At 44.1% G+C, this 21,161-nt stretch carries 18 protein-coding genes; 1 reads left to right on the forward strand and 17 read right to left on the reverse strand.

What is annotated here, in order from left to right:
* Window positions 1–248: 248 nt before the first annotated feature.
* The 4 genes from IJE10_05815 to IJE10_05830 all read right to left on the reverse strand — a co-directional run bounded on the left by IJE10_05815 (window position 249) and on the right by IJE10_05830 (window position 2,262).
* Window positions 249–893, reverse strand: coding sequence for an ECF transporter S component (locus IJE10_05815; GenBank protein MBQ2967617.1), 645 nt, complete (start codon window positions 891–893; stop codon window positions 249–251).
* 80 nt (window positions 894–973) lie between these two features.
* A complete protein-coding gene (locus tag IJE10_05820; protein ID MBQ2967618.1) occupies window positions 974–1,738 on the reverse strand; it encodes a type III pantothenate kinase in 765 nt (254 codons plus the stop codon).
* A gap of 9 nt (window positions 1,739–1,747) precedes the next feature.
* Window positions 1,748–2,053 carry a thioredoxin gene (trxA, locus tag IJE10_05825; protein MBQ2967619.1) on the reverse strand — a complete coding sequence of 102 codons (306 nt, stop codon included), beginning with the start codon at window positions 2,051–2,053 and terminating at the stop codon, window positions 1,748–1,750.
* Complete coding sequence (locus IJE10_05830) at window positions 2,053–2,262, reverse strand: ferredoxin thioredoxin reductase catalytic beta chain (protein ID MBQ2967620.1); 210 nt, start codon at window positions 2,260–2,262, stop codon at window positions 2,053–2,055. Before IJE10_05830 ends, trxA begins: the two co-directional genes overlap by 1 nt.
* 152 nt (window positions 2,263–2,414) lie before the next feature.
* Between IJE10_05830 and brnQ the strand changes: the two genes are divergently transcribed.
* Window positions 2,415–3,695 (forward strand): branched-chain amino acid transport system II carrier protein, encoded by a 1,281-nt coding sequence (gene brnQ / locus IJE10_05835; protein MBQ2967621.1) that lies wholly within the window; start codon window positions 2,415–2,417, stop codon window positions 3,693–3,695.
* A gap of 215 nt (window positions 3,696–3,910) precedes the next feature.
* Here the strand turns inward: brnQ and IJE10_05840 are convergent, their stop codons facing one another.
* From IJE10_05840 to IJE10_05900, 13 genes are all read right to left on the reverse strand, one after another.
* Complete coding sequence (locus IJE10_05840; protein ID MBQ2967622.1) at window positions 3,911–4,633, reverse strand: NPCBM/NEW2 domain-containing protein; 723 nt, start codon at window positions 4,631–4,633, stop codon at window positions 3,911–3,913.
* Between the two features lie 557 nt (window positions 4,634–5,190).
* On the reverse strand, window positions 5,191–8,130 hold the full coding sequence (locus IJE10_05845) for an S-layer homology domain-containing protein (GenBank protein MBQ2967623.1): 2,940 nt from the start codon (window positions 8,128–8,130) through the stop codon (window positions 5,191–5,193).
* Between the two features lie 81 nt (window positions 8,131–8,211).
* Window positions 8,212–9,738 carry an LTA synthase family protein gene (locus tag IJE10_05850; protein MBQ2967624.1) on the reverse strand — a complete coding sequence of 509 codons (1,527 nt, stop codon included), beginning with the start codon at window positions 9,736–9,738 and terminating at the stop codon, window positions 8,212–8,214.
* On the reverse strand, window positions 9,735–10,049 hold the full coding sequence (locus IJE10_05855) for a hypothetical protein (GenBank protein ID MBQ2967625.1): 315 nt from the start codon (window positions 10,047–10,049) through the stop codon (window positions 9,735–9,737). The genes IJE10_05850 and IJE10_05855 overlap by 4 nt, the downstream gene beginning before the upstream one ends.
* Before the next feature lie 80 nt (window positions 10,050–10,129).
* Window positions 10,130–11,641, reverse strand: a complete 1,512-nt coding sequence (locus IJE10_05860) for an LTA synthase family protein (protein MBQ2967626.1) — start codon at window positions 11,639–11,641, stop codon at window positions 10,130–10,132.
* Complete coding sequence (locus IJE10_05865; GenBank protein ID MBQ2967627.1) at window positions 11,628–11,951, reverse strand: hypothetical protein; 324 nt, start codon at window positions 11,949–11,951, stop codon at window positions 11,628–11,630. Before IJE10_05865 ends, IJE10_05860 begins: the two co-directional genes overlap by 14 nt.
* Before the next feature lie 13 nt (window positions 11,952–11,964).
* Window positions 11,965–13,305, reverse strand: coding sequence for a sodium-dependent transporter (locus tag IJE10_05870; protein ID MBQ2967628.1), 1,341 nt, complete (start codon window positions 13,303–13,305; stop codon window positions 11,965–11,967).
* Window positions 13,306–13,387: 82 nt separating this feature from the next.
* Complete coding sequence (locus IJE10_05875; protein MBQ2967629.1) at window positions 13,388–14,509, reverse strand: peptidylprolyl isomerase; 1,122 nt, start codon at window positions 14,507–14,509, stop codon at window positions 13,388–13,390.
* A 100-nt stretch (window positions 14,510–14,609) separates the two neighbouring features.
* Entirely contained in the window at window positions 14,610–16,943 is a 2,334-nt protein-coding gene (locus IJE10_05880) for a hypothetical protein (protein MBQ2967630.1), read from the reverse strand.
* A gap of 356 nt (window positions 16,944–17,299) precedes the next feature.
* Window positions 17,300–17,857, reverse strand: coding sequence for an adenine phosphoribosyltransferase (locus IJE10_05885; protein ID MBQ2967631.1), 558 nt, complete (start codon window positions 17,855–17,857; stop codon window positions 17,300–17,302).
* Between the two features lie 17 nt (window positions 17,858–17,874).
* Entirely contained in the window at window positions 17,875–19,236 is a 1,362-nt protein-coding gene (locus tag IJE10_05890; GenBank protein ID MBQ2967632.1) for an NCS2 family permease, read from the reverse strand.
* A gap of 197 nt (window positions 19,237–19,433) precedes the next feature.
* Window positions 19,434–20,459, reverse strand: coding sequence for a family 43 glycosylhydrolase (locus IJE10_05895; protein MBQ2967633.1), 1,026 nt, complete (start codon window positions 20,457–20,459; stop codon window positions 19,434–19,436).
* Between the two features lie 109 nt (window positions 20,460–20,568).
* Window positions 20,569–20,877, reverse strand: a complete 309-nt coding sequence (locus IJE10_05900; GenBank protein MBQ2967634.1) for a DUF2500 family protein — start codon at window positions 20,875–20,877, stop codon at window positions 20,569–20,571.
* Window positions 20,878–21,161: the final 284 nt, after the last annotated feature.

The raw sequence follows: 21,161 nt of genomic DNA on the forward strand, positions 1-21,161 counted from the left end.
AGGCAAACAAAGTTTGTACAAACTTACAAGAACGACACCAAATGAAGAAAACACGCAAAGTTTTGCGTGTTTTCTTTTGATAAATGCGTTTTTGCTATGAACAAACTTCGCCTCTCGACGTACCTTTGTACGCCTTCGGGTTGCCCCAAACCGCGATATAGCACGGTTTGGGCTCAGTTTGTCCATTCCAAACATTTTTTCCTATTCCCTAAAAAAGGGGCTGTAATAAATTTACAGTCCCTCTATTTTTATGCTTTTTTGCGAATATCTAAAATTCTGATAATGGCAGGGCTTACAATCATGTTAATCACCAGTTCAACAATGAAGTTAAGACCCACAAAGCCCACAATCATGAACAAAAATACATTCTGTCCTGCATTGCTCGCCATACTGCTTACGCCCTGGAAGAAGAACATCACACAGCCCAAAAGGAAAACTGCGGTGTTCACCACGGGGCAAACCACACCTGCCGCAAATACGGCGAAAATTTTGTTGCGGTCTGCAAATTTTTGGTATGTATATGCAGCAGCGAGTCCGCAAAGGGCACCTTTTGCCAGTACCGTAATAAAAGTACCGCCGATGTTCCAGGTCATGAACATACTGGTGGTCGGGTCTGCCAGCACATTGATGCCAAACACCAACCCTAACCACACTGCAGCTTTTGTTCCGCAAAGTGCTGCGCCGATGACAATGGGAATCAGCGTAAGGGTAATGGACACCGTCCCAACCTTAAACACCGTTCCGACCCAGTATAAAACCACAACCAAAGCGGTTAAAATACCGGTCAGCACCATGTTCTTTGTTTTTTCCGCGCGGGTAAGCGCTTTCGGCTTTGCCACAACCGTCTTCTGCGTTTTTACGCGGTCTGCTCGTTTTTTGTTTTTTGTTTTCATAAAAATTGCCTCCTTGCTGTCGTCCGCAAAATGCGGTACAACGCTTTTTTATATTTACCCCCTTAAACGGGAGAAAATATTCATTTGTTCTTTTGATAAATGGTGTACAAGCCCTTAAGAAGCAGGTCACCATCCAACGTGATTTTATGCTTACAATGGGGCACAATCACGTTTGCCATACCGCCGGTTGCCACCACAGGAATGTCTTTGCCAATCTCCTCTAAATATCTGTCCAGCATACCGTCCAGCATTGCCGCGTTGCCGTAAACCACACCGCCGCGCATACAATCCACCGTGTTTTTCCCAATCACGGATTTGGGTGCCTCAAGTCCCACCTGCGGCAGCTGTGCCGTGCCGGAGGAAAGGGCTTTTAAGCCCATCATAACGCCCGGGATAATGGATGCGCCCTCAAAAGTTCCTTTGTCGTTTACATACAAAATTTTAGTGGCTGTACCCATGTCCACAATCAGGCAGGGGCTACCGTATAGGTTATGTGCCGCAACACAACAGCAAATTAAGTCCGCGCCCACCGAAGAGGGGTCGTCACAATGGATATTGATGCCCGTTTTTACACCCGGTCCTACCAAAATCGGCTCTACCTTGCAGACAAACCGAACCGCCTTTTCCATAATGCGGTTAAGAGGCGGTACAACCGATGAAATAATCGCACCCGAAATCATGTCCTGCGCCACATTATGAATATTTAAAATGGTCAAAAGCTTGCCTGCATATTCGTCCTCGGTTAAGGTCGCATCCGTTGCAATGCGTGCCACGAATTTCAGTTGCTCGTTGAAGAAACCACCAAGCACAATGTTGGTGTTTCCGATATCTATCGTAAGAATCATTTTCTTCCCTCAAAACATGTTTGTAATCTGGTCCTTTGTGCAGTAGCCGATTTTAGTGTCTTGCAGCTTACCGCCTTTAAAATACAGCAGGGTCGGGATGCTCTGAATACCAAACTGCATAGCAAGTGCACCCTCTTGGTCTACATTGACTTTGCCAACCTTTACTTTTCCTGCATATTCTTCTGCGATTTCCGCAACAATCGGCGCAATCATCTGGCAAGGTCCGCACCAGGTTGCCCAAAAGTCCAGCAAAACGGGTAAATCGCTCTTTAAAACTTCCTGTTCAAAATTTGCACTTGTAACTGTAATTTCCATTACGCATCCTCCTCTAACGATTTGTAGTATAACATACAATGGCAATAGCCTTCAAAGCTTTCGTCTGCAATCTGCTCTCTGAATTCCTTGCACATGCATTTATAGTCTTCGGTTTTCTCCACACGGCAGGGACAATATCCGCCTTTTTGCTTTAATCCCTCTTTGATAACCTTGACCACCTCGGGATTGGGATTGAGTTTGATTTTCATTGAATAAACCCCTTTCTGCCATTAGTTTAACATATTTTTTTAAGATTATCAAGTGTTTCTCATGTTTTTTTCCGGGCGAGGCATAATAATCTTGATTCTGATGCCCTTTTATGATAAAATAGTAAAGTCAAAATTTTAAAGTTGGTGATTATTTGAAGAATTCAGTAAAAAAAGACGGTATTGTCATTGGTGCGGCGCTGTTTTCCATGTTTTTTGGCGCAGGCAATATGATTTTTCCGCCATTTTTGGGCTTTGAAGCCGGTACACAATGGTTTATCGCATTTATCTGCTATTTCCTGGCGGACATCGGGCTTGCCGTGCTGACCGTTTTTGCCCTTTTGAAAAACGACTTACCCGAATCCCTTTTTGATGGACTCGGAAAATTTTTACCGAAACTGCTGATGCTCAGCGTGGTTTTGTGTATCGGACCGATTATCTGTATTCCCCGTACCGGTGCAACCACCTTTGAGCTTTCTTTATTGCCGTTATTTCCTGCACTGAATCCCATTCCCTTTTACATTGCTTTTTTTGCGCTGGTTTATGTGCTTTGTATTAAAAAATCAGCGGTGGTGGATGTGGTCGGCAAGGTGTTAACGCCCGTCTTATTTTTAGGCTTACTGGTACTGATTGCTTTAGGCATTTTCGCCTTTGACGGCAATCTTTCCGCGCCCAAAACCTTAAGTGTCGCCGCCGCAGGCATTCAGGCAGGCTACCAGTCCATGGACGTGCTTGCCGCCATCATTTTCGGTGCGCTGATTACACACAGTGCTGTGGAAAAAGGACATACCGAAAAATCCGCCAAGCGCAACACGATTGCAATTGCAAGCTTTGTGGCAGGCTTTGGGCTTTTGGTGGTATATTTGGGCTTAACCTTTTTAGGTGCCGTATTTTCCACCTCTCCTAACTTTACCATGCACACCGGACGCACCGAGCTTTTAACAGAAATCATCCGTCAGCTGTTTCCGGGAAACTTCGGACTTTGGTTTTTTGCGGTGGTGGCAGGGTTTGCGTGCCTTTCTACCGCCATTGCCCTGACAGGCGCTTGCGCGGACTATATCAGCACCCTTTCGGGCGGGAAAATCAAATACAGCCATCTGGTGCTGATCATCTGCATTTTCAGCGCAGTTGCTTCCTGCATCGGTGTGGACGGGCTGGTCAATTTTGCTTCTCCCATTTTAAGCATTCTGTATCCGCCTATTCTGATTATGATTCTGCTGTGCTTTGTTCGGCAGAAGCTTCCAAAATTTATTGTTCGTTTGTGTGCAGGTCTTGGTTTTGCAGTCGGCATATTGCAGGTTTTGCAAAGCTACGGCATCCGATTTACATTCTTTAACGCACTTCCCTTTGCAAATATGGATTTGCATTGGGTTGTACCCGTAGCAGTTTGTTGCATGATAGGCTTTATTCTCAAAAAGCTACTACCTCATAAATAAAAAATGTCGGCATATGAGGCATACTATAAAGAAAAGTAATTTTAAAAGGCAGAAACGATTGATTTCGTTTCTGCCTTTTTCGTAGGGTTGGGCGGTTTCCGACGAACCGCTTGTAGTGTATGCTCACACTGACCCGTTTTTAAGGTCTTAGGATATCCTAAACGTTTGGAAAATGATATACATTTTCCCCGCCTGTTGCGGTACCGGACAAAAATTTAATTTAAAATAATCTCAGCCATTCCAATTTCCCCAACGCTTGCCCAATTAACACTTGCACACATTTCTATTTTAAGTTGTAGTGCGTTGTCTATATTTAATGTATATTTTTGGGGTAAACTTCCTATTTTTATTTCAACAGTTTTTATTAATTTATCATCTGCATATATACGAAATTCAGAATCACGTGACAACTGGTTATCCACTGCACCTGCCATGAACGTTAAAGTTTTATATTTGCCGTCTAAGTTATAAAAAGCAGCATTTCCTGCATTCCCATTACTGTTGGTTATAGCCGTAGCATAAAATCCGTTAGAATATTTTTTTCCACCCATTTCAAAGTATTTACCATTTTTAGTCGTACATTCTTCGTAATACGTACTATTAAATTGAAACGCCGGACAAACATCCATCATATATTTCACATTTCCAGGTTTATCCCCAAGATATACACTTTGTGTTGCTCCATCCCATGTAACGATTTTGCCAATTGCTTCACCTACAGCACGAACAGGCAAGTATGTAGTACCGTTATAAATAAACGGCTCAACCGCGTTCCCTGTAGCATCTTTTGGTTCAATTTTTACACCGTCAACATAAATTTTTACGTTGTTATACAGTGCCTCAATCATTTCTGTTCTACTTCTTGCAAAAGCTATCCCACTTGTCAGTATTGCCCCAATCAGAATACCTGCAACCAACCCTTGTAATCTGTTTTTCATTCTGTTTTTTTCCTCCATTTCAATTTGTATATTACACTTTCCAATTTGCGAAACAAAAAGAAAAACCTGCCTCCTTTCCTCATTACTTATTTACAAATTAAAAAATGCGCCTACCAGAGTAGACGCATAAAAAACGTCAACTCCGATAGTCGCCAAACTAACTTAAATAGAGATAGGAATATTCCACAACAATATTTAGTGGAGTCAACATTTTTATCAAATCCAAAATATTGTTGCAGAAAAAAGAGTATAATATTCCTAAAAACAAAAATACTGCTAAATCTTAATTATTAAGTTAGTTTGGCACAATTAGTATATCACATTTTTTATGTTATATCAATATTTTTTTAAACTTTTATTTAGCTTGATTTTGTATCCGGCACTATACCAAGCAAGGAAATATAAGGCATTTTCCAAATATTTAGGATATCCTAAAACCTTATAAAACGGGCGATTCGTGAATTGCCCCTACGACAAAAGGCAGAAACGATTGATTTCGTTTCTGCCTTTTGAATTACTGTCCTTAAGAGTATGTCCCTTATGCCGACATTTTTGTTTTACCAGTTAAAGTACGGGTCACCGCCACCGGCTGTTCTGTGGTAGTCCAAAAGTTCCACTGTACCGGTTGCCATGTTGTATCTGCTTAAATAGCCATAATTTCCGCTGTAATAGGAATAATAGAGTAAATCCCCTGTAATGGCATGAATGTTTGAAATAGAAGTATCTGAATTCAAAATCACCTCGCTGTTATCCCCGTTATAGCGCACCACTTTTTTGCCGGTTACATAGTACACTTCCCCATTTTCACCCGGCAGAATATTGTAATCATAAATGCTTTTACAGCTTGTAATCTGTTTTACCTCACCGGTTTTCATGCTTTTTTGGTAAATGCGATAGTTTTTGCTTGCCCTGCTGTAGGTTGCATAGTAAATGTAATCGCCGTTTGCATAAATCATATAATCATTATTTGTAAGACCTGTATCGCAAGTCTGCCCCGTTTGTATATCGTAATATTTCAGCGTCTTGCTTTGATGGCTGGAGCTATAATATACCTTGTCGCCCGTAATCATAAAGTGAGTCGAAAAGCCACTACCCCAGGGCGTATCTGCAATCAACCGCAAATCACTGCCGTCCGGGTTGCAAGAATAGATGGCAGAATAATAGTCCGAGGTGCCTGCCTCCTTGCAGGAATAGTATAATCGGTTCTTATAAAAGGCGATTCCGCATACATAATCATACTTAGCCGGTTTGAATGAGAAATTCGTAAGTCCCGGCACCTTTCCGAGAACATTGGTCACACCGTTATAATAAGCAATGTTTGAAGAATACACCGTATCTACCGTTTCTTCCTCCATGGCAATTTCCACTACATTTTTATCCCGAAGCACGTAGAAAATGCCCTGATAATCCTGATATCCGTCAGCCGTTGCTTTTAACACATACGCATCGGGCTTTAAATGTGTTCTGTACTTTCCGCTTCCGTCAACCGTTACCTCAGGCTTATCGCTGATGTAAAGGGTTACCCCGCTCACCGACTCTTTGGTTTTAGAATTGATAACCGTAAAATCGGTCTGATACAGCTTATGGTCGCAGGCATTCAGTTCAAACTCAGGCCCTTTCCACTCTGTACCGCCCACAGAAAAATGCCAGGGGTTAACTACTGCTGTGTATTTGGGACTTTTCACGGTCGCATCTATGTCAAAATCCTCTTTGACCCATTCGTTCAACTCGTCTGCCAGACCTGCGCTGAACTGCGAATACAGATAAATATCCCCAAAGAAGCAGGCATAGCAGTCATGAATCACACCGTTTTCGTCCGGCTTCATCTGGTTGCCGGTATATTCCACACCGTCAAGACCCACCGAAACACTCTGCTCCACATCCACCTGACCGTTGATGCCGGTTCCGACCTCTGCCCCAAGCTCAACCAGACCGATATCGCCCAAGAAGAAATCACTACCGCAATCAATCTTTACCGCAGCTTCCACACCGGGTCCGATTTCCAGACTGCCGTCTGCATCTGCCTTAACGGTCGGGGTAACCAGCGGATCGTTCCAGGTTTCAAATTCTCCGTTATAATAGCGCATACCTGCATCGGTGCGGATATCTGCAATGGCTTCCACCGTAAATTCACCCTCTGCACGCATCACCGCATACAAGGTAAGACCAACCTTCACAGGACCTGCCACAGGAATTTCACATTCGGGAAGCTTAAATACCTGCTCGGCAGAAGCGCTTTTGGAATATCCAAACACCGCAGTAGTATCGGTTACGGCACTTGCATGTGCCAATACCTGCTCTGCTTTTAAATTTTTCCCTGCAAGGTAAACATCCACCAGCACTTTAAGCTCCATGTCCAGCGACGCATACGCCCCATCCTTGGTGGCATAGTTTTCGGTTTCATAATGAATGGTTCCGGTTTCGATTGCCGTGCCGGTCGCTTTCCAGCGCAGCTTACCGCCCTTAAAATCGCCCGTAACACCACCATTGATTACGGTATCAAAATCCGATTCCACCTTGCCTGTGTTGCCAAGATTCGGTGCACCTGCCGTAACCAGGCCGTTGCCTGCTTTAAAATGCTCAGGAGAAGCGGTCACAACGGTTGAAATGTCAATGGATTCCACAAACTCATCAAGCTCGGGCTGTGCACAGGTCACGGTTACATTGTTTCCGCTTTTTTTAACGTTTGTAATTTTGGCAATCAGCCCCTCGGGCAGATTGTTGCATGCCGGTATGTACAAAATATCCCCTTTGCGCAATGCCTTTACAACCGCGTCCGCATTGGAAAGGGTTACGGTTTTCTTTGTGCTGTCTATGTTGGAAATGGCATTTTTTTCGCCGGATTCAACGTATTTTACATTGTCTTTAAACACAATCTCGTTGGCAGAATCCTCACGAATCGCATGAAAAGATTTCGTTTTCTGCATCATTCTGCTGATCAGCGCCGCCGCTTCCGCACGGGTTAATGTGTTGTCAGGCTTAAAGGTGCCGTCCTCGTAGCCGTTGATTAATCCGTACTCTGCCGCAGTGCCCACCGCTACCTTTTGCTTTGCATCGGTAACATCCGAAAAAGGACAGGTTGCGTCCGAAGAAACGCCCATACCGTTAATCATCCAGATTGCCGCTTCCCCACGGGTGATGGGGTCATCGGGACGGAAAAGGTCTGTATCACGCGTGATGACACCGCTCTGCACTCCGCACGCTACATACGGGGTATACCAGGCATCTGCTGTCGTATCCGAAAAAGCAGGTGCATACGCTACTGACGAATCATAATCCTCCAGAGCACACACAATCAGCTTGACAAACTGTGCGCGGGTAAGGGGGCTTTCCGGCTCATAGGTCTCGTTGGTAACACCGTTGATAACACCGCTGTCTGCCAACTCATTTATAATGGCATGTGCCCAATGGCTTTCGGGTACATCCAAAAAGGATGCCGCCGAAGCATTGATGCTGACCAAAAGCACCGCCATTACAACCGAAATCAATCTTTTCATGTTCTCTCTCCTGTCGTTTTGTTATTTTTGCACAAAAAAGCATACCGCTTATACGCGATATGCTTTCTTTTTTAAACCGTTTTAGTGTCTTTCAAACATAAAGTGTTCAAGATAGTAGTTAGACTGCATATTCAGGATGTTCTGCAGATTGCGAACACCCATCTCTTCCGCAAGGGTTTCCTTCTTGGAGAACATATTCACACCAAGACCCAGCGAATCTCCCTCAATTTCAAAGCCTAACGCCGCTAAAATCGTCGGAAACATATCCATAGCTGTAAAATCACGGTTCTTCATGTTGATTTTACCACCGACCTGTGCGTTTAAGAAGCAGTTATAAACTGTACGCTCCAGATAATCGGGTTCTTCTTCAACCAGCTGTTTGTCCATACGCGGATGGTCACCGGTGATGACAATCACCGTATCCTCATAGAACGGCTGTTGCTTACACCAGTCGATAAATTCGCCCAACTGCTTGTCGGCACATGCCACAACATTTGCGGTCATGTTTTCGTACTCATCCCCGCAGATACTGCAAAGGTAACCGTCGGTACAATGGGTATCCACCGTCAACATGGTAAAGTTAAAGGGCTGTTCCCCCTGTGCAAGACGGGTAATCTCGTCTTTGGCAATCTGATACAGATACATATCCTCATAGCCCCAGAATTCGTTATCATAATCGGGGGTGGGCAAATAGCCTGCATCCTGCGCGGTAAACAAATCATAGATCTGATAGTTACCGTGCTGGGTAAACAGATTCTTTCTGCCGCCAAATACAGCATCCGAGCCGCAAAGGAATTCCTGAACATAGCCTCTTTCCAGTAAGATATCCCCTAAGGTTATAATACCGGGTGCGAATTTTTCATACTTGTCCATGGAATTTCGCTGTACCGGGAAGGAGAAGGGTACACCCGAGGAGGTCGCAAACAATGCGCCTGCCGTCCAGGTTGTACCGTCAATGGAACGGAAACCGCCTATTTTATCGTCATCCGAGAAGGAAATGCCTTCCTTGGCAAGCGCGGTCAGATTCGGCAGAAGATTGTCCTTCTGAATACCGCCCTCCTGCACAGACTGGTAGGTATTTTCCATACTCTCCAGATAAATCAGGATTAAATTTTTCTTTTCCTGCGGGTCCTTGATTTCTACACTTGAAGGATCTATATACCGTTCTTCATAAATGGTAGATACAGCATTTTTGGAACGAATGTATGCTGTGATTTCAAAGGTCTCCTCCACCATAATGGTAGAACCAATCAATCCGCCCACAACGATAAACGCAACGATCTTGCGAAAATATTTCATAAATTCAAAATCGCATTTTAAACCGAAAAACATACCTTTGATGCGAATTTTAAAGCGTTTGTGGTAATCCATCGCAAAAAAGAGCACGATGATAATCATGATGGGAATGAGGATGGGCAGACAGTCCTTAAGACCGTTTGTCAGCATACTGGTGTCGGTACCCTCCATAGGTCCGTTTAACGTATACAGAATTTCACGAATCCCAAATACATATTTTTTACCCGCCCAAATGCAGGCAACTACCACCGAAATGCTTAAAATCAGCAATAACGCATTCAGTATATACAATATTAAAGATTTCTTTTTCATTTTTCAATCTCACATTCTACTGCAAAGCATTTCTGAAACAATTCAACCACATAGGGTAAAATGACAGCAACAATAATTGCTCCGATTGTATAATAGCCGGAATTCACCTGAAGGTCGTAGGTGAAACAAAAGTCCACCATATATTCGATACCTTTCATAATAGGCACCATTACAGCCGTCATCATCATATAAATTGCAATAACACGCGCCTGAAAGCCGTTCTGGAGCAGCTGATGCCGACGTGCATAAATAGATGTCGCAAACATCGGTACAAAAAACAGGTTAATAATTGTTACAATTGCTGTCTCCATGCAATCACCTCCTTGAAAATTATCGCATAAAGAGTATAGCACAATTCCAAACAAAAGTCAATGTTTTTTCCTTCCATCCGCTACTGTGCAAACTCATCCATATAAAACTCTGAGTATTTGTAAAGTTCCTGCGTAAACACATCTATACCCATTTCTTCCGCCAGAGTCTGTGCATCCGAAAACAGATTTGTACCCAAACCCAGACGGTCACCTTCAAAGGTAAAGCCCATTGCTGAAAGCACGGTCGGGAACATATCCAGCGAACAGAAATCCCTGTTTTTTGTATGCAATTTCTCGGGTGCGTCCGCATTGATAAAGCAGTTATACACCGTATGGTCAAAATCGTGCATACTGCCGATGACAGTTGTGTCACGGCACATGTGGTCACCGCTGATGACAATCACCGTATCCTCAAAAAAGGGCTGTTGCCTGCACCATTTTACAAATTCATACACCTGCTTGTCTGCGCAGGCGAACACATTTTCGGAAGGGTTCGGATAAGTATCCCCGCACAAATCACAGACATACCCGCCCACCATATGGGTATCCACCGTCAGCATGGTTAAGTTAAAGGGCTGACCTGCCTTAGACAGACGGTTTAACTCATCCTTTGCAATTTTGTATAGGATTTCATCTTCAAAGCCCCACCATTTAAAATAATCTTTTGGAATATAGCCTTTTTCCCGGGCGGTGAATAAATCAAATATTTCAAAATTGCCGTGCTGGGTATAGAGGCTTTTTCTGCCTCCGAAATCCGAATCGGAACCGCATAAAAATACCTGATTATAGCCTTTTTCCTCCAGAATGTCCCCCATGGTTGTAAGACCCGGCGCGAAATATGTATAGTTGTTCATGGAACTGCCCTCTACAGGAAACGAAAAGGGCACGCCCGAACCGGAGCCAAGCAAGGCACCGGTTGTCCAGTAGGTTCCGCCCAAAGAACGGAATCCGCCCACCTGCTCATTATGGGAAAAGGAGATATTTTCCTTCGCCATCTGTGTCAGGTGCGGAATCAGATTCTCCTTGCAAACGCCGCCCTCCTGCTTAGACTGAAAGTTGGTTTCCATGCTTTCCATATAGATATAAATCAGGTTTTTCGGCTTTTCTGCAGAAATGGTTACCTCTGCAGGGTCTACATAATATTCTTCATAAATGGTTGTGCGCTGTAATTTTAACTGCAGATAGTCGCTGATGCCTAAGGCGGTATCTAACTTCCATACCGAGCCAATCACCAGTACGACACCTAAAAGCAACGCCCCGATACGCATCCATTTAGAAAGACGGATTTTGCACGGAATACCAATGATTTTACCGCTGAGCAGGATTTGAATTCTTGTTTTGTAATCCACGCACAAAATAAGGATTATTCCTGCAACGCAAACCGCGACCAACGGCAGACAAGCCTTAAGTCCTATCGAGACAACGTCGGTGTTGGCACCGTTCATGGGATTGTTTAAGGTAAACAGAATTTCCTGAATCCCCACGGTAAAATTACTTGCAATCCATGTGGCAGCTACACTGATAACCGTTCCGACGCAAAACAGAATTGCCGTTAAAATATAAAGCACAAGAAATTTTTTATTCTTTTTCATGTTTTTGAATTGTACATTTTACATTAAAAATTTTGCCGAAAATTTCTGCCACATAAGGCAAAAGTGTCGCAATAACCACCGCACCGAGCGTATAATAGCCCGAATACAGCTCTACCGGCTGACCGATGGCTTTTTCTAAGCAAGTCGCCGCAATTTTTGCCAAAGGCACCAGCCAGGCAACATAACAGCCGTAGCGTACCCAGAATTCCATGGTACATTTTATCTGCTTTCCGCTTCGGTTTGCCGAAACGACCATTGAGATAAACGGCACCAGAAATAAATTAATGATTATTACACCAATAATATCCATAAGCTTTCCTTTCTTAACCGATACCGCCCAGCAGAATGCCTGCCACCAGTACCAGAATACAAATCAGACAAAAAACGTATTTGGAAAGGGGATAAAACCACTTGCCGATGGGCTTTTTCGCGCCCTTTTCCACTTCTTCTCTGACAAACTTTTTGCCAAATACCCAAAACAGCATGATTGCCGCAAGCAATGCACCGAGCGGGCAGATATAAATGGACAAAAAGTCCATCCAGTCGGACACAATCCCCTGAATCAGCAGGGATGCACCAAGACCGATAACCCCCACAATCAGGCAGGCATTTCTTCGGCTTAAATTGAACTTTTCCTGAAGCGTTGCAATGGGTGCCTCGTACAGATTAATCAGCGAGGTAAGCCCTGCAAACAGCACCGCTACAAAGAACACCGCACAAATCAGCGCACCCAAAGGAATAGACCCGAACAACTGAGGCAAATGAATGAACATCAGCCCGGGGCCGCCCTGCTTTAGTGCATCACCGCCGTGCGATGCGGTAAGTGCCATGGCAGGAATAATAACCAAAGCCGCCAACAACGCCGCTAAAGTGTCAAACAATGCCACTCTGCGTGCTGCCGCAGGAATATCCTCCTTGTCCGAAAGATACGACCCGTAAATCACCGTACCGTTCCCTGCAATGGACAGCGAGAAAAACGCCTGTCCCAAAGCATACAGCCAGGTTTTATAATCCAGAAGTGCTTCCGGCTCAATACGGAACAAGTATTTATAGCCCTCTGCCGAGCCGGGCTGAAAGGCAATATAAATTCCAAGTCCGATAAACAGAACATAGAACAGAGGCATCATAAATTTGTTTGCGTTTTCAATTCCACGGCTGATGCCGAAAAATAAAATCAGAAAAGTTCCGATAACTGCGGCAGACTGCCAGATATTATTGCCAAACGCCGATGCCATACCGCCAAAAGCCGCACCGAAATCACCGCCGTCCGGCGAAAGTGTCGCCCCAACAAGACTTTCACAAGCATATTTTAAAATCCAGCCCATAACAACCGAATACCCGATTGCCATCGCCAGAGAACCCAGCACCGGAATCAGACCGATTGCTTCGCCTAAACGACGGCATTTTTTGGTTTCACCCGCCTTGCCGAACGCGCCCACGGGACCCGAACGGGTTGCACGGCCAAAAGTCATTTCGCCAATCATACCGCTGGAGGCTAAAAGCACCACAAACAGCAAATACGGCAAAATAAACGAACCGCCGCCGTATTTGGAAACGCGGGCAGGAAACATCCAGATATTGCCCATGCCAACCGCTGAGCCGATACATGCTAAGATAAAACCCCAACGGGAACGAAAGGATTCTCTTTCCGTCTGCTTATTCATTTACAAAACACCTCTTTTTGTAGATAATAAATGCTTTCGAGCGCAAAAACGCCATGCATTTTTACGCTCGTTTTAATTCAAGTTATTCTGCTTCAGCCTCTGCTTCCGCATCGGGTTCAACAACAGGCTCTGTCGGTACATCCGACTGTGCTGCCATCATTTCTGCAAGCTTTGCATCCACTTCGGTGCGTACAACAGACAATGCATCTTCCTTGGTTTCAAGTGTATACTTTCCTTCCAGGGTTTTCATAAATGCATCGTTGGCTGCGGTATAAGCTTCCTGCTGTTCCATGGTCATTGCAGACATAACCTTGCTCTTATTGTCTTCAAAGAACTTTTCGGTTTCGTTGATATCGAGTCTCTGGATTACATGGTAACCGTAATTGGTTTTGATGGGTTCCGAAACAGCACCGATTTCAAGGTCAACTGTGCCCTTTGTAAATTCATCCACCATCACAAGACCCGAGCCTGAAAGACTTTGCTTAACCATATCATCCATACCGTCGGTATTGATGAACACATAGCCATCCGGAGAGGTTGCAGAACCGGGATCATCCGAAAGGGACATCAAATCGTCAATGCTCTCACCGTCATCCAGACGTTTTTTTACGTCCTGTGCTTCTTTAAGTGCATCTGCTTCCTCCACCGCGTTGCCCTCAGAATCGGTAAACGCAATCAGAACGTGCTTTGCACGCAGGAAATTATCATCATAATATGCCTTTAATTCTTCTATGCCAAAGCCTTCCAACACATTCATATCAATCAGGCTGTTGTAGGCATTTTCATAGCTTAAGGACTTGAGTACAACCGAGCGGTACTGCTCTTCGGTGATGCCAACCCTTTCCAAAAATGCATCATACTCTGTCTTGTACTGTTCCTTTTCAGAATCCAGCATTGCTTCAGCTTCTGCAATTTTTTCTTCCGGAACAGCATATCCGTTTTCTGTCGCATAGTTTACTACGCGGTTGTTTTCTGCCAGCATGTTCAGCATTTCATCTGCAGTCATGCCATAGTTCATGCAGTAAAATTTCAATTCATAATCATAAATCGGGGTATCGCCTACCGTAACAACCACCTTGCCCTCTGCCGGCTGTGCAGTTGTTTCCGCATTATCCTTTGCCTTACTGCAACCGGCAAAAATCATAACCACCGCAAGCAGTAAACAAATACACGAAAAAATTCTTGTTCTTTTTAAACTAAACATGTTAAATCCTCCTAAGTTTGTTGTAGGATAAGTATATCACATTTTGTTTTTTCTGTCAATAAAAAAGGAAAGCACACCGTGTGGCATGCCTTCCTGCTTATTATTTTGTAATGGGCTGTACCAAAGGAATCATGGTTGTGCCTTCATAGGTTTTTTGACCCCATACGAATACCTTCTGGTTGTCTGCAACGTTTAATGCATACGGTTTTTCCCAAGTCAGGTAGATGTTGTCAATAATCTGTTTGTTTGTAATAGTTTTGCCATCTTCTGCGTAGGTAATAACAAACAGTGCAATCTGTTTTGTTGCTTCGGTAGTAAGCGAAACACGGTCAGAATATACACTTTTGTGCACCTGAACCCCTGTATCTGCGTTTTTGTTAATCAGGTACAGGTTCGCACCCAGATAGTCCCAGGAGGTGTTACCGCTGTCTGAGAATTTATAAGGATGATGCAACAACGTATCGTTTACGGTAATGACGCCTTCTTCTCTTGAAGGCGCAATGGTTACTTCGTTCCGTTCATTTTCAGCAATGTAGAAGTAAGGCTGACCTTCGCTGTTGTTTGTGCCTCTGTACATAACCTTTGCATCGAAATAGATTTTGGAATCTGTATAGAAAGCGCTTGCAGAATCGGGTGCAATCGTGCCCCAACGCGGTTCACTGTAACGGGGACGGAGATAACCGCTGAGGCTGCAGCCTGTAAAATCAGCCGCATTGTTCCCCTCTTCATCTGCTGTATAACCAATCTTATAAGCAGGTTCTAAGCGCAGACCGAACTGCAGCTTATTCTGTGTTATATCAGCAATACCGAAGTAGCTTGCAAGTCCTGATGCATTGTCGCCGGGCAATGCCATAGCTGCAGGTTTGAAGTTCCCGGGATTATTTGCAACGGTATTGATTACATCCCCTGCCTTGATTTCAGTCATTGCAGGATATAGGCATGCTTTGCCGTTTACTTCAATTGCATAGCCTGCCGGGCAGGAATTTGCGGACATACCGTCAGCAACCGGATCATAAGGTACATAGCCGTTTTCATTGCCTTCTTCGGGGCTTGTTGCGGTTACCAATGCATCAAATACCGTCGGGTAGGTGATGATGTCGCCTTTACGGTCGGTCTTTTTACCCCATGCCAGTGTACCTTCTTCTGCATCATAGCCTGTCTTTCTTGCCGCAAGAGCAGGAACAACCGTTTCCACGCCGTTTACCGTTACGGTTACCGAACCGCTAACATCTTCCTTTGCAACAGTCAGCTTTTCCCAGATATTCCATTCTTCGTCGTCTGCAGGAAGATTGGTGTAGGTCCAGGTGGCGTCCTCTACAGAGAGCATGGGATTGTTTCCGTCTTTATCTGCCGGTACCAAAGCAATACCTGCCAGTCTGTCATAGTTGCCGCCCTTGTTTCTTCTGAGCAAGAACGGCTCGCCTTTCTTTAATGCAACCGTTCCCACATCCCCTGCAGGTGCACACCAGAAAAAGCTGTGTCCGGTAGCAGAGGTTGCACCAACACTGCCTGAGAAAACAAAGTTTGTGGACACATCTGTCGGTACATTGTTTACAATACCCGAGGTAGAAATGGTGATTTTAGAGGTTCTGTCGCCGTCACCCGAGCTGTGGTGATGTCTTAATGCATATACATAATAATCACCGCTCACCTGCGGAATGAAAATGCCAAAATCGCCTCCTGCGTTTCTTCTTGCGGTGATATCATTGTACCCTTCATCTACTGTTGCGGTATCTAAAGCTGTTTTTTCCAGATTAAAGGCATTGATGAAAATGGTATTTGCCGGGAACACGCCGGTGTCATAGGTCTTAACATCTGTCCATGTACCGCGGTCAACTCTGAAAGCAGTCATATGGCAGTATACAGCATCATACCAGAAGCTTGTGGAGCTGTTCTGATAGTTTGCCTTTGTAAGTGTGCCGTCATAAGGTACGCTGGTTTCTGTGGTTGCATCCCAAACGGTTACATTGGTAACATAGCTTCTGTTTAAAAGATTATTTTTGTCAATACCAAAGGACAAGCCGTTATTGTTTCTGTAAGACACACGCTTAACGGGAACATTGGTAAAGGTAAAGCCGGTTACCGCAGGGGTCCCTGCAGCCGTTGCTTCTTTCATGGAATCGGTTACCTTGCTGTCCGGAACTGCAACGGTACCCGAAAGCACCAAGCCTTCATATACCGAGCCTTCGGCATTAAAAAGACTTTCTTTTGTGTAAGAATGGGTAATACCCAGTGCTTTTACACTGTCCGCACTGAGAACAAACTTTAAATTACTGCCATCTGTCCCTGCTGCTGTACAAGCAATTTCCAAGCCTTCCTCCGGTACATAAAATTCGGTAACCGTTGCCTGAAGCTGTGCACCGAACACAGGTACTGTCGAAAGAAGCATACAGCAAACAAGCATAAAGGCTATCAAGCTTTTGCTAAATTTCATAATATTTTACTCTCCTTTTAAAGTTTTGGAATTCTGATACCGGGTGGTGAAGCCGTTATCTGCCTAAAGCATTCGCTTTCCGCTGGTCAGGCGCAAAGCAGTCCATTTTAAACCGGGCAGGCTAACCTTTTTATAAAATGGTGAACCCTTTAAACAAGTCATTCCGCTTTTCGGGCAGCATGGATTCTGCCCAACTCTTTAAAATACATAGCATTTTATTATACTCCAACACAAACAACTTTGTCAATAGATTTTGCAAAAAAAGACACTTTTTGATAAGAATGTCACTTTTTGCCTACCCCAAAATAAAAAAAGACAATCCCTCTGCATGAGGAATTGTCCTTTTGTTTTTCTCATTATACCGGATTGCCTTCTGTGTCAAAAAGCGGAAGCGGTGCAAGATAGGTTATGTCCTCTCTGCCAATCGCATCGCCTTCTGCCAGAACTGCCATTTTGGCAACGACATTGCCGCCTGCTTCGGAAATCAGCTTTTCCAGAGCAGCCAGAGATTCACCCGTGCTGATTACATCGTCAACCACCAGAACGCGCTTTCCTTTCATCGCCTCAACGTCTTTAGAATCTAAGTACAGCGTCTGTCTGTGGCTGGTGGTAATGGAATCCACCTCTACGCTGATGACGTCCTTCATATAAAGCTTGGGCGACTTTCTTGCAACAATATAATGGTTTCTGCCTGCCTGACGCGCCATTTCATATAAAAGCGGAATACCTTTGGATTCAGCAGTAATCATCACATCATATTCGGGCGCAAGCTTTAACAGCTCTTCTGCGGATTTTTTGGTCAGTTCCACATCCCCGAACATAATAAATGCACCGATGTATAAGCTTTCGTTCAGCTTACAAAGGGTTAAATCCCGTTTCAAGCCTGCAATGTCTATTGTGTAAAACTCTTTCATTTTGTGCTCCTTTTAAGTTATGCGAGTCCTAAAACCTTCAGTACAATATATACCACAAACAGTGCAACCGAAATCCACATAACACCGCTGATGTCCTTAACCTTACCGCAGAGGATTTTCAAGATAACCCATGCCAAAATACCAAACATAATACCGTTTGCGATGGAGTATGTAAGAGGCATCATAACGATTGCCAGGAACGCACCGATAACGTCTGCCGCATCGCCGTCAAAATCAACTTTTTTAACGGACGAAAGCATCAGAAGTGCCACATACAGCATAGCAGGTGTTGTTGCAAAGCTCGGAATTGCCAGGAAAACCGGCGCAAAGATGATTGCAATGATAAACATAATCGCAGTCACTACCGAAGCAAGACCGGTTCTGCCGCCTGCTGCAACGCCTGCGCTGGATTCAACATAGCTTGTAACGGTGGAGGTACCGAGGCACGCACCCACAACTGTGCCGACAGCATCTGCCATCAATGCACCGGATGCCTTAGGAAGCTCACCCTTTTCATTCAGAAGATCGCCTTTCTGTGCAACACCGATTAATGTGCCGACTGTATCAAAAATATCAGTGTAAAGGAATGTAAAGGTTACAATCACAAAGCCTGCAAAGTTTTTCACGATAAATGCGAAATCAAACTTGAACAATGCAGGTGCGGCAAAGTTTGCTTTGATTGCATCCCAGGAAAGATTCGGAATTACAGAGTAAACGCCGTTTGCCGGATCGGGCACATACCAACCCACAAGCTCTGCAACAATACCCAGCACCCAGGTCACGATAATACCAAGCAAAATCGCACCCGGCACTTTAAAGTGATCAAACACACCAATCAGCAGCAGACCAACCAAGGCTAAAACCACGCCCGGTGCGGAAATATCGCCAAGTGCTACAGTTGTAGCCGGATCAGCCACAACAATCTTTGCATTCAAAAGTGCGATGATTGCGATAAACAGACCGATACCTGCGGTAATACCGTATTTTAAGTTGTTCGGAATCTTGTTTACCAATGCTTCACGGAACTTAAAGAGCGAAAGAATCATAAAGATGATACCTTCTACCAGAATGGAAGTCAAAGCGACTTCGTACGAGTATCCCATAGCACCGCAAACGGTGAATGCAAAAAACGCGTTCAGACCCATGCCTGATGCCAACGCAACAGGATAGTTTGCAAAAAACGCCATGCACAAGGTTGCGATTGCCGCTGAAATAGCGGTTGCCATGAAGATACCGGCAGGTGTTGCACCCGGAATACTCCCCAGATAACCCGGATTTACCGCAAGAATGTACGACATTGCTAAAAATGTTGTAATACCTGCAATAATTTCGGTACGAACACTACTGCCCCTTTCTTTGATTTTGAAAAACTTTTCCAGTTTTCCCATTTTTCCCATCTCCTTTTTTATAATATTTTTTATGGAAAATCAATGGATCAGGACACATAAAGCAACCATTTGCCTGCGGTGTCCGTTTTTTGGTCTCACAAAAAAACTCTGACCAAATTTATTTTACCATGACTTGACAAAAATTACAATAGATTTTTATGAAGAATTTAAAAATCACGCTCTGTGCTTTACAAATCCGAGGGCACCGCAAAGGGTACGTCCGAGGGTGCAAGCTCGCCGATATGTACAAAGCCCGTTTCATCAAAGTAAACCCTCTGACAATGGCATCTGCGTTTTCTCGGCTCGTTAGACGGGTTTGTCCCCTCCAGACAATGATGACAAATCCAAAGCTCACTTTTATCGGGCGAATAGAAAAAGGTGGCATGTCCCGGTCCGAAGTTGCCGTTCCCTTTTTTCAGTATCGGCTCCGGATATTTCTCCCAGGCATCGGCATCTGTCATTTTTCCGCCCTTAAACTCTAACAATCCAACCGCGTAATCATCGCTCCAGCAACCGTTGGCGCTGTATAAAATGAACAATCTGCCGTTCGGACTTTTCACAAAATATCCGCCCTCCACAATCGGGGCCTTGTCATAAGGCGGAACAAGCTCCCAAGGCAGCTCCGGTCTTGCAATAACGGCTATTTTTCCAACCGGTTCTGTGGGCGATTTAAGTGTCTGTACAGCAAGGGTCTGTACCCCGTCTATAACTGTTGAAGTGCACAAATACAGTCTGTTATTTTCGGTATCCTGATACACCGAGGGGTCAATGGCAAAAACATCTCTGTTCATGTGTCCGCTCAGCTTAAACCCGTCAAAGGGGGAATCGGTCTTTGCCTCTAAAACAATGATATGCTTTTTATTATCCTCCGGGCTGTTCTCACAGCTTGTGTAAATGTACCATTTACCGTTGATATAATGCAGCTCGGGCGCCCATAAATACCCAAAGGTGTCATCCTCAGCATTGGATTTGTATGCCAAACGGCTTTCACTCTTTGAAAACATGTCCGCAAGGCTTTCGGAGCGGTGAATGAAGAGTTCATCGCTTCCCCAGAAGTGCGTACCGGTGGTAGAAATACCATAATAACACTTTTCCTTTTCGCAGTATACAATGCACGGGTCCGGATGCCCCGCATCCCCCAGCGGATTTGTAAACGTCTGCTTTCCCGCTATGCTTTCAACCGGAATTTTAAAATTTTTGTTTAATTCTATCATAAATACACCCCTCATAAAGCTTCGAATTTACGACACATAAGGTTTAGATGCAAACCTTTCAAAGGCTCCCTTGTGTAAAGGGAGGCTTTTTAAAATTCGATATATCAAATTACTTGAAACTTATAATCTTATTTCCCTTATATTTTAAAGTTCCTTTTTTACTAATTTTATAATTCCCATATGAAAATTCCGAGACAACAAACGAAAGCTTTTTATCTTTTGTTTTAAAAACAACAACACAGCTTTTCGGTTTCCACCTTTCAGGATACTTAGAAGCTACATTGGGCTTATATTTGTCAACAACTTCCGCTTTAACTGTTTTTACAGGTGAAAATTTATTTTGAATTAGCTTCAATATGATTAAAAACCAACATAACAAAGATATACCAATCAGTATATAATGAATTACTTCTGACATTTTTTCTCCTTTCAACAGCATTCGCCAATCTTTATATACTCATAGGCGTAAAGGATTCAAATCCCATATGCCTTAAACTTGTTAAATTTTCAAAAAGCTTTACACAATTTTATTGTACCATGGATTTTTAAAAATTACAACACAATAAAAATCCACCGGCATAGCCGGTGGTATTTCATTTTCGGGCATAGCCCTACCCGATACTGGCTGCGCACAAGTGCGCTTTTTATTGGCCTGCCAGCCATGCAACGATTACTTGCTACCCATAAATGGGTTATTTTAAG

Source organism: Clostridia bacterium (genome assembly GCA_017410375.1).
Classification (GTDB): Bacteria; Bacillota; Clostridia; order RGIG6154; family RGIG6154; genus RGIG6154.